The organism is Falsiroseomonas sp. CW058, assembly GCF_050563535.1.
Classification (GTDB): domain Bacteria; phylum Pseudomonadota; class Alphaproteobacteria; order Acetobacterales; family Acetobacteraceae; genus Falsiroseomonas.
The window spans coordinates 15,960-30,496 of record NZ_JBNXUO010000012.1 but is presented as its reverse complement, the minus strand read 5'-3'; the positions used below and the strand labels follow the sequence as shown (position 1 = coordinate 30,496).

Below are 14,537 nucleotides of genomic sequence, written 5' to 3'. Positions count from 1 at the left end.
CGCATCCGCCGCCGCCGCGCAACCTGCGTCGCGGCGGTCCGGTCGGGCGCGGCGGGGCCCCCCGGCCCCAGGACGAATGTGAATGGCGGCTTGTCTACAACATGCCCATCGCCCGCGCGACATGGGATCGCATCCCGATCCGATCCCGCCGGCCACCGCCGATCACAAGCCGCCGAGCCGGCCGGCGCCGACGAGGCGGACGGGTCAGGCCACCCGGTCCGCCGCAGGCCGCGGGCGTCGCCGCTGCATCCTGGCGAGGTCGGCCAGCCGCCGGTCCAGGAAGGCGCGCGTGCGCGGGAAGCCTGGCTCGTCATCCGCCAGCCAGAAGGCGAGCGTCGCGCCATAGATGCCCGCCAGCGTCGCCCGCCGCGTGTACCAGGAGAAATCGGCCGAGGTGTCGCCCGCCGCCGCCCAGATCGCATCCGCCGTCCGCGCCACCGTCCGCAACGCCGAAGGCACGTTCCAGGGCAGCGCCTGCCGGCCGAGCGCGAGGCGGATCGCCTCCCGGTGCGGTTCCTGCCCTTCCAGCCGCAGCGTCACGACGCGGCGGATGCGGTCGGGGATGCGCAGCGCGGTCACGTCCTCGGCCGCGGCGGCGGCCTCCATCTCGCGGTCGGCCAGGTCGCACCAGGCCTCGATCGCCTCGACCGGGCCGTCGGGGAACAGCCAGTCCTGCGCGGCCGGGTCCTGCCCGATGTCGCGCAGCCCGGCCGACAGCGCCGCGCGCGTCCAGCCCAGCGCGGGCACATGCGGCAGCGCCGCGCGCAGCGCCGCGTCGCGCTCCTCGCTGCGCTCGATCACGGCTTCGCCTCCCCGGCCTCGGCCGCGGCACGGGCCTGGGCGGCGGCGCGCGACAATTCCTCGGTGAAGCCGAGCAGCGTCAGGTCGGGCATGCGCATCGGGTAGAGCACGCCGTCGAGGTGGTCCATCTCATGCTGCATCACGCGGGCGGCCAGGCCGGCCGCCTCCCCATTCACGGGCCGGCCCTCGATATCGAAGCCGCGGAAGCGGATGCGGGTGGCGCGGGGCACGCAGCCGCGCAGGCCGGGAATGGACAGGCACCCTTCCCATCCATCCTCCGTCTCCTCGCCCACCGCCTCGATCTCGGGGTTGACGAGGGCGAGCACGTTGCCCGCCCCGCCGCGCCAGACGAACAGGCGCAGCCCGACATGCACCTGCGGCGCGGCGAGGCCGAGGCCCTGGGCATCCTCCATCGTCTCGGCCATGTCGGCGACCAGGCGGCGGATCTCCGGCGCGGCCGGGTCGGGCACCGGCTCGGCCGGGCGGATCAGGACGGGGTGGCCCATGCGGGCGATCTTCAGGATGGCCATGCGGAGGGGGTCCAACTGTCGCGTTGCGTAGGTAATGCGCCGCAGGGCCTACGGGAGGCCTTTCTTTCCGTGGCGAGGCCGTGCTAAGGCACCGCCTCGTGCATCGGGGGGGTCCCGGGTCCGGCCCGGAACCCCCTTCGGCGCGTCCGCTTCGCATCCCGTCCACCATCATCCCGAGAGGTTGAACCGCGTGCAGGTCGTCGTCCGCGACAACAACATCGACCAGGCTCTCAAGGCGCTGAAGAAGAAGCTGCAGCGCGAGGGCGTGTTCCGTGAGATGAAGCTCCGCCGTCATTACGAGAAGCCGTCCGAGCGCCGCGCGCGCGAGGCTGCGGAAGCCGTGCGGCGCGCCCGCAAGGTGGAGCGCAAGCGCCTGGAGCGCGAAGGCTTCTGACACCGCCGGTTCCCGCAGGCGGGGACCGACCCGGACAGGACGGTGGCCGGCACCGCGGCGCGGGGATGATCCGCAGGGCCGCGGTTTCGTGCTGTACGGCCACATCCCTCCGCCGGCTTGGCCCTGGGATGGCATGTTCCCCGCAGGGCCGCACGGCGCCCTGCGGCACCCCGCCACGGGCCGTGCCGCCGCCTCAACGCATGGCAGGATTGCTGCCCGGGGCCAGCATCACAAGACAGGGTTCACCTTTGGCGTGAAGGATGACGGGCGCGACTGCCCCGTCCACCGCCCGAGGAGCCCGCCCCTTGCCGAGCCTGCCGCCGAACCTTCGCCGCGTCGTCTATGTCAGCCGCCTGGAGCGCGCCGCACCCGGCCAGGCGGACGAGGAGATCGTGGCCGCCATCCTCGCCACCTCCCGGCGCAACAACCCGCCGCGTGGCCTCACCGGGGCGCTGCTGCACGGCGCGGGCGGCTTCGTGCAGGTGCTCGAAGGCCCGCCCGACAACGTCGCCGAACGGCTCGACGTCATCGGCCGGGACCCGCGGCACAGCGGCATGCGCATCATCGAATCCGCCGATGCGTCGGAGCGCGTCTTCGCGAACTGGAGCATGGCCTATCTCCAGGACCTCGACTTCATCCCCCCCGAACTCGCCGAGCGGAATGCCAGCATGATGCTGCTGATGCGGCTGCGCGCGATGCTGCAGGACGGCCGGCTCGACGGCGCCGCCTGACGCGGCCGGCACGAAAAAGGGGCGCCGCATGGCCCGCGGCGCCCCACCTGTACTGGCCGGCGTGAATGCCGACGCATTCACGCCCCTTCAAACGCCGGTCGGCATCATACTGACCGGCGTGAATGCTGACACATTCACGCCCCTCAGACGCCGGGCGGGCCGCATCCGCGTCCCCCGGCTTCGCCGCAGATGCGGCGGCCGCCATCCGGCGGCTCGGCGGGCTTCGCCCGCCGCCATCGGATCACCTTCAACGCCGGCCGGCATCACACCCTGCGCGGGCCGGCGCTGCTACCTCTGCAGCGCCTGCACGATCTCCTGCGTGACCTTCTTCGCATCGCCGAACAGCATCATGGTGTTCGGGCGGAAGAACAGCTCGTTCTCGACGCCGGCATAGCCCGAGGACATGCCGCGCTTGATGAAGAACACCGTCTTCGCGCGCTCCACGTCGAGGATCGGCATCCCGTAGATCGCGCTGGACTTGTCGGTCTTGGCGGCCGGGTTGGTCACGTCGTTGGCGCCGATCACGAAGGCCACGTCGGCCTCGGCGAATTCGGGGTTGATCTCCTCGAGCTCGTGGACCTCGTCATAGGGGACGTTGGCCTCGGCCAGCAGCACGTTCATGTGGCCGGGCATGCGGCCCGCGACGGGGTGGATCGCGTAGGAGATCTCGGCCCCTTCCTTCTTCAGCAGGTCCGCCATCTCCCGCAGGACCTGCTGCGCCTGCGCCACCGCCATGCCGTAGCCCGGCACGATGATGATCTTCTGGGCGTTCTTCATCATGTAGGCCGCATCCTCGGGACTGCCGGCCTTGACCGGCGCGCGGTCCGCGTTGCCGCCCCCCGCCGCGGCCGCCCCGCCCTCGCTGCCGAAGCCGCCGAGCAGGACGTTGACGATGGAGCGGTTCATGCCCTTGCACATGATGTAGGACAGGATCGCGCCCGAGGCGCCGACCAGCGCGCCGGTGACCACCAGCAGCAGGTTGCCGATGGTGAAGCCGATGCCCGCCGCCGCCCAGCCGGAATAGCTGTTCAGCATCGAGACGACGACCGGCATGTCCGCGCCGCCGATCGGGATGATCAGCAGGAAGCCCAGCGCGAAGGACAGCAGCGCGATCAGCCAGAACAGCACCTGGCTGCCGGTGGCGACGAAGGCGATCACCAGCACCAGCAGCAGCGCGCCGAGCGCCGCGTTCAGCATGTGCTGGCCCTTGAAGACGATGGGCGCGCCGGACATGCGGCCATCGAGCTTCAGGAAGGCGATGACCGAGCCGGAGAAGGTGATGGCGCCGATCGCGAGGCCGAGCGACATCTCGATCAGCGAGGCGGCCTTGATGTGGCCGGGGGTGCCGATGCCGAAGCTTTCCGGCGCGTAGAAGGCGGCCGCCGCCACGAAGACCGCGGCCATGCCGACCAGGCTGTGGAAGGCCGCGACGAGCTGGGGCAGCGCCGTCATCTGGATGCGCTGCGCGACCACGGTGCCGATGGTGCCGCCGATGGCGAGCCCGGCGACGACCAGCACGATGCCGCCCGCCCCCATCCCCGGCTTCAGCAGCGTCGCCGCCACCGCGATGCCCATGCCGACCATGCCGAACAGGTTGCCCTTGCGGCTGGTCTCGGGGTGCGACAGGCCGCGCAGCGCCAGGATGAACAGGACCGACGCGACGAGGTAGGCCAGCGTCGAGAGCGTGGTGGCCATGGCCTCAGCCCCCCTTCTTCTTGAACATGGAGAGCATCCGGCGCGTCACCATGAAGCCGCCGAAGATGTTCACGGCGGCAAGCGTGACGGCGAGGAAGCCGAACACCTTCGCGGCGACGCTGTCCGACATGCCCGCCGCCAGGATCGCGCCCACCACGATGACCGAGGAGATGGCGTTGGTGACGCCCATCAGCGGCGAATGCAGCGCCGGCGTCACGTTCCAGACCACGTAGTAGCCGACGAAGCAGGCCATCAGGAAGATCGTCAGCAGGTAGAGGAAGGGGGACGCGGCCTCGGCCATGGGCTGCACGGCTTCGGCCATGCGGCGCGCCTGCTCGGCCAGGGTCAGGGCCTCCTGCGCGCGCGCCGAGGCCTGGTTGGCCAGTTCCGTTGCGTTCATCGGGGCATGCTCCTCAGGCGGAGGCGAGGGAGGGGTGGACCACGGCGCCCGCGCGGGTCAGCGCGACGCCCTTCACGATGTCGTCGCCCTCCGGCAGCTTCGGCGCCTTCGCGTCCTTGTCCCAGAAGGTGGTCAGGAAGGTCAGCAGGTTCCGGGCGTAGAGCGCGGAGGCGGCGGCGGCGATGCGCCCGGGCCAGTTGGAATGGCCGAGGATCTTCACGCCCCCCGGCGTGGTCACCGCCTCGCCCGGCCTGGTCAGCGCCACGTTGCCGCCGGCGTCGGCGGCGATGTCCACGATGACGCTGCCCGGCTTCATGGACGCCACCATCGCCTCCGTCACCAGCGTCGGCGCCTTGCGGCCCTGCACCAGCGCGGTGGTGACGACGATGTCCTGCTTGGCGATGTGGGCGGCCACCACCTCGGCCTGCTTCGCGTAGAATGCGGCGGAAAGCTGCCGCGCGTAGCCGCCCGCGGTCTGGGCCGCCTTGCTCTCCTCGTCCTCATGGCCGACGAAGCTGGCGCCGAGCGACTTGATCTCCTCCTTCGCCGCGGGCCGGACATCGGTGGCGCTGACGCGGCCGCCGAGGCGCCGCGCGGTGGCGATGGCCTGCAGCCCCGCGACGCCCGCACCCATGACGAAGACATTCGCGGCGGGGATCGTGCCGGCCGCCGTCATCAGCATCGGGAAGCCGCGGTCGAATTCCGCCGCAGCCTCGATCACCGCGCGGTACCCCGCAAGGTTCGCCTGGGAGGACAGGACGTCCATCGACTGCGCGCGGGTGATGCGCGGGAGCAGTTCCATCGAGCAGGCATCGATCCCGGCTGCCGCATAGGCCTTCGCGGCCGCGGCATCGGCGCCGAGCGTGCCGATCAGCAGCGCGCCGCGGGGGATGAGGGCGAGTTCCGCATCCTCCGGCGCGCGGACCGCGAGCACGATGCCGGCGCCCGCGAGCGCGGTGGCGGGGTCGGCCGCGATCTCGGCCCCGGCGTCGCGGAAGGCCGCATCGGGGATGCCGGCGGAAAGGCCGGCTCCGGCCTCCACCGCGACGGTGCAGCCGAGGCCGCCCAGCTTCTTCACCGTCTCCGGCGTCGCGGCCACCCGCGTCTCCGCCGCGCGCCGTTCGCGCAGGACCGCAACCCGCATCAACCCGTACCCCCGTCGTCGCCGAAGCCGCGGCCATATGACCCTGCCATCCCGGTCTGGCAAGGACGCAGGCGGCCGGCGGGGTGGCGCGAGGCGCGCGGGCCGGCCATGCTCCCCCCTCCGCGGAGGACGGCCCCATGCTGTTCAGGGACTTGCCGGACGGAAGCTGGCTGGCGGTGAGCCAGCCGATGCACGCCCTGGTGTCGGGCCAGATGCTGCGCGCCTGGGGCGCCGATGGCTTCGCCCGGCCTGACCCCTTCGAGGATGTGGCGACCGCCTGCGCCCAGCACGACCTCGCCTGGATGGGGTGGGAAGCCGCGCCGACGCTGGATGCCGCGACCGGCCGCCCGCATGCCTTCCGCACCGTCGGCGCCCGGTCCCATGCGCCCATGTGGGCCGAGGGCGTGAGGCGCGCCACCGCCGCCTGGGGCCCCTGGGTCGGGCTGCTGGTCAGCCGCCATGGCAGCCGCATCTACGGCGCCTATGCCGACCGCCACCGGATGGACCCGCGCGACGTGGCGGCGGCCGAAGCCTACCTCCGGGAACAGGCGGGCATCCGCGCGGGGCTGATGGCGCTGGTCGGCGCCACCGACCGCCAGGTGGAGGAGGCCGCGGCGCTGGTGGCGGCGACGGATGCGCTGAGCCTCGCGGCCTGCGGCGGCATCGCCACGCTGGGCTGGGCCGTCATGGCGCCGCTGGCCGGCGGCCGGGAGGTGCCGCTGACGCTGGCGGAAGGGGACGGCGTGATGACCGTCTCCCCCTGGCCCTTCGCGGCGGGGGAGGTCCCGCTGGCCTGGACCGCGCGCCGCTTCGCCCCCGGCACCCGCTGGCGGGAGGAGGGCGCGATGCGCGCGGCGTTCGAGGCGGCACCGGTCGAACGCATCGCCCTGCGCCTGGTGCCGGGATGAGCGGCGTTCAGGCGCCCGCCGGCACCCCCGCTTCCGCGATCGCCGCCGCCTGGCGGGCCGCAATGGCGTGCTCGTCGAAGTCGTGGACCAGTTCCATGAACATGCGGTGCCAGTTGGCCTTGGCCTGCAGGCGGTAGAACACGGAACCGAGCCCGATCGCCGCGCGGTCCATCAGCGGGAATTCCTTCGGGATGCGCACGCCGCCCGTGCGCTTCAGCCCGGCATGGACCTGCATGGCGATGCGCCGCCCGTACATCGGGTCGTCGAGCGGGGTGATGGTGCGGACCCGGTCCTCCACCAGCGGCTCGTAGAGGAAGCGCGCCCAGACGGTCAGCACCTCCATCTGTTCCTTCGTCAGGTTGCGGAAGCCCCATATGCGGTAGGCCTCGGCCGCCTTCTCTGTGTCGTCGTCGCGCACCGCCTCGTAGAGCAGGATGACGCCGGTGACGAAGCTCGGCGGGAAGATGCGGATGACGCCGAAATCCAGCAGGTTGACGCCGAAGCGCACCTCGGGGTCCGCATCCTGGCGCACCTGGTAGTTGCCGAGATGCGGGTCCCCATGGATCACGCCGTAGCGGTAGAAGGGCACGTACCAGGCGCGGAACAGCGCCTTGGCATAGGCCACGCGCTCCTCCTCGGGCGGGTCCTCCTCCAGCCGGCGCAGGATCGGGCGGCCCTGCAGCCAGGTCATGGTCAGCAGCCGGGTGGTGGTCAGCTCCTCCACCGGGCTCGGCACCGCGACGCCGGGCGTGCCGCGCAGCATGAGGCCATAGAGGCGCATGTGCGACGCTTCCCGCCGGTAGTCCAGCTCCTCCCGCAGGCGCGCCGCAAGCTCGCCATAGGCTTCCTCGTTGTCGAGGGTGTTGTCCATCCGGCGATAGACGGACATGGCGAGCTTGAGCTGGCGGAGATCGGCTTCCACCACGGAGGGCATGTCCGGGTATTGCAGCTTGCAGGCCACGTCGCGCCCGTCGGGCAGCGTCGCGCGATGGACCTGGCCGAGGGAGGCGGCGGCCGAGGCTTCCTGCCCGAACTGCGCGAAGCGGGCTTGCCAGGCGGGGCCGAGTTCGGACTGCATGCGGCGGCGCACGAAGGCCCAGCCCATCGGCGGCGCGTTCGATTGCAGCGTGGCCAGTTCCTGCGCGTATTCCTCAGGCAGCGCCTCCGGCACGGTCGCCAGGAACTGCGCCACCTTCATCAGCGGGCCCTTCAACCCGCCGAGAAGCTGCTTCAGGTCCTCCGCATGCGCGTTCTTGTCGGTCTTGAGGCCGAGGAAACGCTGCCCCGCCACCCGCGCCGCGATGCCGCCGACCGCGCCGGAGGTGCGCACCATGCGGCGCACCTCGCCGAACAGCGTGGGGCCGCCCTTGTCCTCGGCCATGCGCGTCAGGCCGCCTGCTCGAGTTCGTCGATGAAGCCCGAGATGACGTCGAGCCCCTTGCGCCAGAAGGCGGGGTCGGAGGCATCGAGGCCGAAGGGCGCGAGCAGTTCCTTGTGGCGCCGCGTGCCGCCGGCCTTCAGCATGTCGAGGTATTTCTCCTGGAAGCGCGGATGGCCCTCGCGGAACACGCCGTAGAGCGCGTTCACCAGGCAGTCCCCGAAGGCATAGGCGTACACGTAGAAGGGCGTGTGCACGAAATGGGGGATGTAGGCCCAGTAGACGGCATAGTCCGGCGTGAAATCGAAGGCGGGGCCCAGGCTCTCGACCTGCACCTGCATCCAGATCTCGCCGATCCGCTCCTGCGCGACCTCCCCCTTCTTCCGCTCCTCGTGCAGCAGCGTCTCGAAGCGGTAGAAGGCGATCTGGCGGACCACCGTGTTCAGCATGTCCTCCACCTTGGAGGCCAGCAGCGCGCGCCGGCGCCTCGGGTCCGTCTCCGCGTCGAGAAGGGCGCGGAAGGTCAGCATCTCGCCGAAGACGCTCGCCGTCTCGGCCAGCGTCAGGGGCGTGGAGGACATGAGGTAGCCCTGCTCCCCCGCCAGGATCTGGTGGACGCCGTGGCCAAGCTCATGCGCGAGCGTCATCACGTCGCGCGTCTTGCCGTGGTAGTTCACCAGCAGGTACGGATGCGCGGACGGCACGGTCGGATGCGCGAAGGCGCCCGATGCCTTGCCGGGCCGCAGCGCCGCGTCCACCCAGGGCCTGTCGAAGAAGCGCCGGCCGAGCGAGGCAAGCTCGGGGCTGAAGGCCGCGTAGCTGTCCAGCACGCGCTGCGTCGCGTCCTTCCAGGGGATCACCGCGTCGTCCTGGTCCGGCAGCGGCGCGTTGCGGTCCCAGTGCATCAGCTTAGGCAGGCCGAGCCACTTCGCCTTCATCGCGTAGTAGCGGTGCGACAGGCGCGGGAAGCTTTCGCGCACGGCGGCAACGAGGGCGTCCACCACCTCGTCCTCCACCATGTTGCCGCGGTTGCGGGCGGAGGTCGGGCGCGGGTAGTTGCGCCAGCCGTCGATGATCTCCTTGTCCTTCGCCAGCACGTTGGTGATGAGGCTGAACAGCCGCACGCGGTCCCCGAAGGCGGCGGAGACGCCCTTGGCCGCGGCGGCGCGGACATCGCGGTCGCGGTCGGACAGCTTGTTCAGCGCGGCGGAGACGGTCAGCTCCTCCCCCGCCACGGTCACGCGCATCCCCGCCACCGTCTCGTCGAACAGGCGGTTCCAGGCGGACCGGCCGGTAACCTCCTTCTCGTGCAGCAGCTTCTCCAGCTCGTCCGAGAGCTGGTGCGGGCGGAAGACGCGCAGGTCCCGCAGCCAGGGCTGCCAACGCGCGAGCGCGGCGGAGGCGGCGACCTTCTGGTCGAGCGCGGCATCCTCCAGCCGGTTCAGCTCCAGCGTCAGGAACAGCAGGTGGCTGCTGATGGTGGTCACCCGCTCCTGCACGGTCTGGTAGAAACGGCCATTCGCGGCGTCCTGGGCATCGCCCGAGAAGACGAGCTGCGCATAGGACATGGCGCGGCCCAGCACTTCCTCGATCGCCTCGTAGCGGGCGATGGCGGCGGCCAGCGCATCGCCCGACATGCCGGCGAGCCGGCCGGCGTGGGCGGCGTTGAAGGCCTGCGCCTCGGCCTCGGCCCGGTCGAGGTCGGCGGCCAGCTTCGGGTCCTGCGGCGAGGCGTAGAGGTCCGACAGGTCCCAGGACGGCAGGGCCTCGGCAACGCGGGCACCGCCGGCGCGGGCCTTGGAATCTTGGGGAATCGTCACGGTGTCCCTTGCGTGCGGATCGTCGTCTTCCTGGATATAGAGGCTGCGCGGGCCGGGCCAAGCCGTCCGCCTTGAATGGGGGCGACCAGGAATGCAGCCGGGACGGCGCGTGGGATGGACCAGCCTGCCGCAGATGATGCTGGAACTGGCGCGGCACCGGCATGACCGGCCGATGCTGCGCCACTGGCGGGACGGCGCCTGGCAGCGGATGACCTGGGGCGACTTCGCCCTCGCCGTCGCCTCGGTCGCGGCGGGGCTGCGCGCCGCCGGCGTCTCCCCGGGCGACCGGGTGCTGCTGGTCAGCGAGAACCGGCCGGAATTCCCCATCGCCGACACCGCGCTGATGGCAATCGGCGCCGTGACGGTGCCGACCTACACCACCAACGCGCCCGCCGACCACGCCCATATCCTGCGCGATTCCGGCGCGCGGGCGGCCATCGTCTCCGGCACGGCGCTGGCCGCGCGCGTGCTGGAGGGGGCGGCGCAGGCGGGGGGCCTCGACCTGCTGGTCACGCTGGAGCCCCCGCCCCCCGCCGCGGCCGGGATGCGGACCCTGCCCTGGTCGGACCTGCTGGCGACGCCGGGCGACCCCGCCATGACCCTGGCCGAGGCCGAGCTGATCCCGCCCGGGCGGCTCGCCTGCCTCGTCTACACCTCCGGCACCGGCGGGGCGCCGAAGGGGGTGATGCTGCCGCACCGGGCCATGCTGTCGAACCGCGCGGGCGTCGCGGCGCTGGCGGACCGGCTGCACCTCGACGGCGAATGCTACCTGTCCTTCCTGCCGCTGTCGCACAGCTACGAACACACGGTGGGCGGCTTCCTGCTGCCCTCGCTTGGCATCGAGGTGGTCTATTCCCGCGGCGCCGACCGGCTTGCGGCGGAGTTCCAGGAGGTGAAGCCCGCCATCATCACCGCCGTCCCCCGCCTGTTCGAGGTGCTGCGCGGACGCCTGCTGGCCGGGGTGGAGAAGGAGGGCGGGCTGAAGGAGAGGCTGTTCCACCGGGCCGTCGCGCTCGGCCTTCGCCAGATGGACGGGCCGCCGCTCGGCCCGCTCGAATGGGTGCAGGACCGCGTGCTGGAACGCCTGGTGCGCGACAAGGTGCGCCAGCGTTTCGGCGGGCGGCTGCAGGCCATGGTCTCGGGCGGCGCGCGGCTCGACCCCGACCTGTCGGGCTTCTTCCTCGCCCTCGGCCTGCCGGTCATCCAGGGCTATGGCCAGACCGAGGCCGGGCCCGTCATCAGCGTGAACCTGCCCTGGGACATCCGGCGCGAGACGGTGGGCCCGCCCCTGCCGGGGGTCGAGGCGCGCCTGGCCGAGGACGGCGAACTCTGCGTGCGGGGCGAGCTGGTGATGGACGGATACTGGAACGACCCCGACAGCACGGCGAAGGCCATCCGGGACGGCTGGCTGCACACCGGCGACGTGGCGGAAATGGCAGGGGGCCGCATCCGCATCACCGACCGCAAGCGCGACTTCATCAAGACGCTCGGTGGCGACATGGTGAGCCCGGCCAAGCTTGAGAGCCTGCTGATGGCCGAGCCCGAGATCGCGCAGGCGGTCGTCGCCGGCGAAGGCCGGCCTGCCATCGTGGCCCTGGTGGTGCCGGCCGAGGGCATGGCGGGGAAGGTGGCGGAGGCGGTCGGGCGCGTGAACGCGAAGCTCTCCTCCATCGAACGCATCCGCCGCACCGCGACCGTGCCCCCCTTCACGGTCGAGAACGGGATGCTGACCCCAACCATGAAGGTGAAGCGCCGCATCGTGCTGGACGCCCATGCGGAGAAGGTGGAGGCGCTGCACGGCCGCGGCTGAGGCCGGGCGCCGTCGTCGCACCCGTTTCGGTTGCATTATCCGGCGTGCAGCGTTGCACTGCTGGCAGGACCATTGACGTCATCAACCATGGCGCGAGAATCACGCCATGCAGCACCGCCCCGCCGCCCCCGTTCCCCCCGCCCGGCAGGAAGCCGCGCTGCTCTCCGCCTGCCTGCTGGACGGCGCGATCCTGGTGGCCATGCTGGCGGTCGCGCTCTGGTCCAACTCGCTCTCGCTGCTGGCGGACCTGATGCGGGGCGTGCCGATGCTGGCGGTGGAGGTGGTGCTGCTGCTGCTGATGCGGCGCATCCACCGCGGGCGGATGACGGAATACGACTACGGCACCAGCAAGCTGGAGCAGTTCGCCAACATGCTGGCGGGCGCGGTGCTGCTGCTTGCCGCGGTCTGGCTGCTGGCGAAGCTGGCGGGGCGCGTCGGCGTGCCGCAGGCGCAGCCGGCGGTCGGCCTCGCCGCCGCGGCGGCGATCGCGGCGGTGAACCTGGCGCTGAACGCGGCCCTGCTGCTGGCGCTGTGGCGGGCGGCCCGCGGCGGGGGTTCGCTGATCCTGAACGGGCAGGTGGTGACGCGGCTGTCGAAGACGCTCGCCTCGGGCTGCGTCACCGCCGCCATCGCGGTGAACGCCGCCTTCGGGCCGGAGGGGATCGGCGCCTGGGCCGACATCGCGGGCACCGTCGTCGTCATCCTGGTGATGGTCGCCTTCGGGGCGCGCATGGTGCAGGACACCCTGCCCCACCTGCTGGACCGCGCGCTGGGCGAGCAGCAGCAGGCGCTGGTGAACCGCGCGCTCGCCGCCCGCTTCGACGCCTATGACGAGCTGGTGGCCGTGCGCACCCGCACCGAGGGGCGCCACGCCTGGATCGAGATCGAGCTCGGCTTCGCCCCGCAGCGCCGCGTGGCCGAAGCCGCGGACGCCGCGGAACACATCGCGCAGGACCTGCGGGCGCTGGTGCCCGGCGCGCGGGTGCTGGTGGTGATCCGCGCCGCCCGCGCCGCCGCCCTGCCGCGGATGGCCGCCGCGGACTGACGGCGCGGCGGCGGCCTACAGGTCCCGCTGCCCCGGCTTCCAGGCGCCGCCATCGGTCGGGCGGAGCGCGGAGAACAGCGCGGTCACCTGCGTGTAGTCGCGGTAGCCGCAGCGCGCGACGGTGCCGGCCGCCACCATGTCGAAGGCACCGTCCACCAGCGCGTGGTCGGCGACATGCACGCCGATGATCTGGCCGATGACGAAGTGGCCGCCCGTCGCGCGGCCGTCCACGTCGATCAGCTCGCCATGCTGCAGCACGCGGCATTCCAGCTGCGCCGGGCTTCGCGCCACGCGCGGCGGCTTCACCAGGCGCGACGGCGCGGCCTCGATCCCCGCCGCCTCGAACTCGCTCTCGCCGTCCGGCGTCGCGGCGGAGGAGGCGTTCATCGCCTCGAACAGGTCACGGGTCACCAGGTTGAAGACGAATTCGCCGGTGGCGATGGCGTTCGCCGCGGTGTGCTTCAGGCCGTCGCTGCCGAACATGCAGATGGGCGGGCGCGTCTGGATCATGTTGAAGAAGCTGTAGGGCGCGAGGTTCGTGCGCCCCTGCGCATCCACCGTGGAGATCCAGCCGATCGGGCGCGGCGCGATGATCGCCTTGATCGGGTCATGCGGCAGGCCGTGGCCCTTCGCGGGTTCGTAGAACATCGGTGTCTCCGGGTGGCAGGTCGGGCGGTCGCGGTCTCACCAGCCCTCGGTGCCGGGGGCGCCCTTGAAGGGCCCCTCGACATCGGGGGTGATCCAGCCGCCATAGAACCCGCCGGGCTGCGGCACCACCCGGTCGCCGTCGATGAAGCAGGCATCGACACGCCCGGCATACAGCGCGACATGCCCGGCGATGGGCGCGAAGGCCGGCGCCGGCGCGGGATAGGACCAGGCCGCGCGCGCCGCCACGAGCCCGCCGCCGAGGAGGTCGTGGTAGCGCGCCTCCCCCTTCCATTCGCAGAGGCTCCGCCCCGCGGCGGGGCGCAGCGTGCCGGGGGCGAAGGCGGCCGCGGGGATGTACCAGGATGGCGGGTGCCAGGTCTCCAGCACCCGCCAGGCCTGCGTCGTCTCCACGATGGTCTGCCCGCCGAGCACCACGCGCAGGCGCCGCGCGCTCGGCTCCAGGCGCGGCGGGCGCGGGTAGTCCGGCGCGCGTTCCCGCGCCGTCACATGCCGAGCGCGCGCATGTAGAGGTCGAGCAGCGACTGCTGCTCCTCCACCTCGGCGGGCTCCTTCTTGCGGATGGAGATGATCTGGCGGATCACCTTCACGTCGAAGCCGGCCGACTTCGCCTCGGCGAAGATGTCCTTGATGTCGCCGGCGAGCGCCTTGCGCTCCTCCTCCAGCCGCTCCACCCGTTCGATGATCGAGCGCAGGCGGTCGGCCGCGATGCCGCCGACCTCGCTCTCGGGGTCGGCCGCCTGGCGGTCCCGGCTGGCCTTGGCCTCCTGCACGTCGGTCTCGCTCACCCGCTGGTCTCCAATACGAAGGGCGCGGGTGGTGCCACGCTTTGCCATCCCGCTCAATGCCCGGGATTGGCGGCGGCGAACTTCGCCTTCTGCTCGGGCGTGGCTTCCTTCTGGTGCAGCGCCTGCCAGTCCTTGTAGGGCATGCCGTAGACGATCTCCCGCGCGTCGGGGTCGGACAGCGCGACGCCCCGCTCCTCGGCCGCGGCGCGGTACCACTTGGACAGGCAGTTGCGGCAGAACCCCGCCAGGTTCATCAGGTCGATGTTCTGCACGTCGGACCGCTCGCGCAGGTGCTGCACGAGGCGGCGGAAGGCGGCGGCCTCCAGCTCGGTGCGCGTCGCGTCGTCCATCTCGGGTGCGGGCATGGGTGGTCCTCCTCGCGGCCCTAGATGGCCCATCCGGCCGGCCTTCGCCATAGTGCGCCCGG

Annotated in this window: 16 protein-coding genes; 5 read left to right on the top strand and 11 right to left on the bottom strand. The window is 72.0% G+C overall.

The genetic code is table 11. The annotated features are described in order from the left end of the window. Positions 1-204: 204 nt before the first annotated feature. On the bottom strand, positions 205-801 hold the full coding sequence (locus ACK8OX_RS11755) for a COQ9 family protein (protein WP_430664276.1): 597 nt from the start codon (positions 799-801) through the stop codon (positions 205-207). Next, positions 798-1,331: a peptide deformylase gene (gene def, locus ACK8OX_RS11750; RefSeq protein WP_430664275.1), complete on the bottom strand. Its 534-nt coding sequence runs from the start codon at positions 1,329-1,331 to the stop codon at positions 798-800. The genes ACK8OX_RS11755 and def overlap by 4 nt, the downstream gene beginning before the upstream one ends. Positions 1,332-1,521: 190 nt before the next feature. Here def and rpsU point away from each other — a divergent pair, with 190 nt between their 5' ends. Further along, entirely contained in the window at positions 1,522-1,725 is a 204-nt protein-coding gene (gene rpsU, locus ACK8OX_RS11745; RefSeq protein ID WP_007006360.1) for a 30S ribosomal protein S21, read from the top strand. 305 nt (positions 1,726-2,030) lie between these two features. After that, on the top strand, positions 2,031-2,456 hold the full coding sequence (locus tag ACK8OX_RS11740; RefSeq protein WP_430664274.1) for a BLUF domain-containing protein: 426 nt from the start codon (positions 2,031-2,033) through the stop codon (positions 2,454-2,456). Positions 2,457-2,744: 288 nt separating this feature from the next. Here the strand turns inward: ACK8OX_RS11740 and ACK8OX_RS11735 are convergent, their stop codons facing one another. Genes ACK8OX_RS11735 through ACK8OX_RS11725 form a run of 3 tightly spaced genes read right to left on the bottom strand, consistent with a single transcriptional unit; the run spans position 2,745 to position 5,695 of the window. Then, the gene (locus ACK8OX_RS11735) at positions 2,745-4,151 is read right to left on the bottom strand and encodes an NAD(P)(+) transhydrogenase (Re/Si-specific) subunit beta (RefSeq protein WP_430664273.1); all 1,407 of its coding nucleotides are present in this window, start codon (positions 4,149-4,151) and stop codon (positions 2,745-2,747) included. Positions 4,152-4,155: 4 nt separating this feature from the next. Beyond that, positions 4,156-4,551, bottom strand: a complete 396-nt coding sequence (locus tag ACK8OX_RS11730) for an NAD(P) transhydrogenase subunit alpha (protein ID WP_430664272.1) — start codon at positions 4,549-4,551, stop codon at positions 4,156-4,158. A gap of 13 nt (positions 4,552-4,564) precedes the next feature. Then, positions 4,565-5,695, bottom strand: a complete 1,131-nt coding sequence (locus ACK8OX_RS11725) for a Re/Si-specific NAD(P)(+) transhydrogenase subunit alpha (protein WP_430664271.1) — start codon at positions 5,693-5,695, stop codon at positions 4,565-4,567. A gap of 137 nt (positions 5,696-5,832) precedes the next feature. Between ACK8OX_RS11725 and ACK8OX_RS11720 the strand changes: the two genes are divergently transcribed. Then, on the top strand, positions 5,833-6,603 hold the full coding sequence (locus ACK8OX_RS11720) for a DUF3891 family protein (RefSeq protein WP_430664270.1): 771 nt from the start codon (positions 5,833-5,835) through the stop codon (positions 6,601-6,603). Between the two features lie 7 nt (positions 6,604-6,610). Here ACK8OX_RS11720 and ACK8OX_RS11715 read toward each other — a convergent pair whose 3' ends face one another. After that, the gene (locus tag ACK8OX_RS11715; RefSeq protein ID WP_430664269.1) at positions 6,611-7,984 is read right to left on the bottom strand and encodes an ABC1 kinase family protein; all 1,374 of its coding nucleotides are present in this window, start codon (positions 7,982-7,984) and stop codon (positions 6,611-6,613) included. 5 nt (positions 7,985-7,989) lie between these two features. Beyond that, a complete protein-coding gene (locus tag ACK8OX_RS11710) occupies positions 7,990-9,801 on the bottom strand; it encodes a M3 family oligoendopeptidase (RefSeq protein ID WP_430664268.1) in 1,812 nt (603 codons plus the stop codon). Between the two features lie 91 nt (positions 9,802-9,892). Between ACK8OX_RS11710 and ACK8OX_RS11705 the strand changes: the two genes are divergently transcribed. Both ACK8OX_RS11705 and ACK8OX_RS11700 read left to right on the top strand, forming a co-directional pair. Continuing rightward, on the top strand, positions 9,893-11,611 hold the full coding sequence (locus tag ACK8OX_RS11705; protein WP_430664267.1) for an AMP-dependent synthetase/ligase: 1,719 nt from the start codon (positions 9,893-9,895) through the stop codon (positions 11,609-11,611). A gap of 106 nt (positions 11,612-11,717) precedes the next feature. Beyond that, positions 11,718-12,656 carry a cation transporter gene (locus ACK8OX_RS11700; protein ID WP_430664266.1) on the top strand — a complete coding sequence of 313 codons (939 nt, stop codon included), beginning with the start codon at positions 11,718-11,720 and terminating at the stop codon, positions 12,654-12,656. 15 nt (positions 12,657-12,671) lie between these two features. On the opposite strand, the gene ACK8OX_RS11695 is transcribed toward ACK8OX_RS11700, so the two are convergent. From ACK8OX_RS11695 to ACK8OX_RS11680, 4 genes are all read right to left on the bottom strand, one after another. After that, positions 12,672-13,304 carry a flavin reductase family protein gene (locus tag ACK8OX_RS11695; RefSeq protein WP_430664265.1) on the bottom strand — a complete coding sequence of 211 codons (633 nt, stop codon included), beginning with the start codon at positions 13,302-13,304 and terminating at the stop codon, positions 12,672-12,674. Between the two features lie 36 nt (positions 13,305-13,340). Then, positions 13,341-13,811 (bottom strand): DUF427 domain-containing protein, encoded by a 471-nt coding sequence (locus ACK8OX_RS11690; RefSeq protein ID WP_430664264.1) that lies wholly within the window; start codon positions 13,809-13,811, stop codon positions 13,341-13,343. Further along, positions 13,808-14,095 carry a DUF2312 domain-containing protein gene (locus tag ACK8OX_RS11685; RefSeq protein WP_430664372.1) on the bottom strand — a complete coding sequence of 96 codons (288 nt, stop codon included), beginning with the start codon at positions 14,093-14,095 and terminating at the stop codon, positions 13,808-13,810. The genes ACK8OX_RS11690 and ACK8OX_RS11685 overlap by 4 nt, the downstream gene beginning before the upstream one ends. A gap of 68 nt (positions 14,096-14,163) precedes the next feature. Beyond that, entirely contained in the window at positions 14,164-14,475 is a 312-nt protein-coding gene (locus ACK8OX_RS11680; RefSeq protein ID WP_430664263.1) for a DUF1244 domain-containing protein, read from the bottom strand. Positions 14,476-14,537 lie beyond the last annotated feature (62 nt).

Bases quoted from the DNA above. Each gene is read 5' to 3' on its own strand.
- ACK8OX_RS11700 (WP_430664266.1), top strand. From the start codon at position 11,718: ATGCAGCACCGCCCCGCCGCCCCCGTTCCCCCCGCCCGGCAGGAAGCC.
- ACK8OX_RS11680 (WP_430664263.1), bottom strand. From the start codon at position 14,475: ATGCCCGCACCCGAGATGGACGACGCGACGCGCACCGAGCTGGAGGCC.
- ACK8OX_RS11705 (WP_430664267.1), top strand. From the start codon at position 9,893: ATGCAGCCGGGACGGCGCGTGGGATGGACCAGCCTGCCGCAGATGATG.
- ACK8OX_RS11720 (WP_430664270.1), top strand. From the start codon at position 5,833: ATGCTGTTCAGGGACTTGCCGGACGGAAGCTGGCTGGCGGTGAGCCAG.
- ACK8OX_RS11695 (WP_430664265.1), bottom strand. From the start codon at position 13,304: ATGTTCTACGAACCCGCGAAGGGCCACGGCCTGCCGCATGACCCGATC.
- def (WP_430664275.1), bottom strand. From the start codon at position 1,331: ATGGCCATCCTGAAGATCGCCCGCATGGGCCACCCCGTCCTGATCCGC.
- ACK8OX_RS11730 (WP_430664272.1), bottom strand. From the start codon at position 4,551: ATGAACGCAACGGAACTGGCCAACCAGGCCTCGGCGCGCGCGCAGGAG.
- ACK8OX_RS11715 (WP_430664269.1), bottom strand. From the start codon at position 7,984: ATGGCCGAGGACAAGGGCGGCCCCACGCTGTTCGGCGAGGTGCGCCGC.
- ACK8OX_RS11735 (WP_430664273.1), bottom strand. From the start codon at position 4,151: ATGGCCACCACGCTCTCGACGCTGGCCTACCTCGTCGCGTCGGTCCTG.
- ACK8OX_RS11725 (WP_430664271.1), bottom strand. From the start codon at position 5,695: ATGCGGGTTGCGGTCCTGCGCGAACGGCGCGCGGCGGAGACGCGGGTG.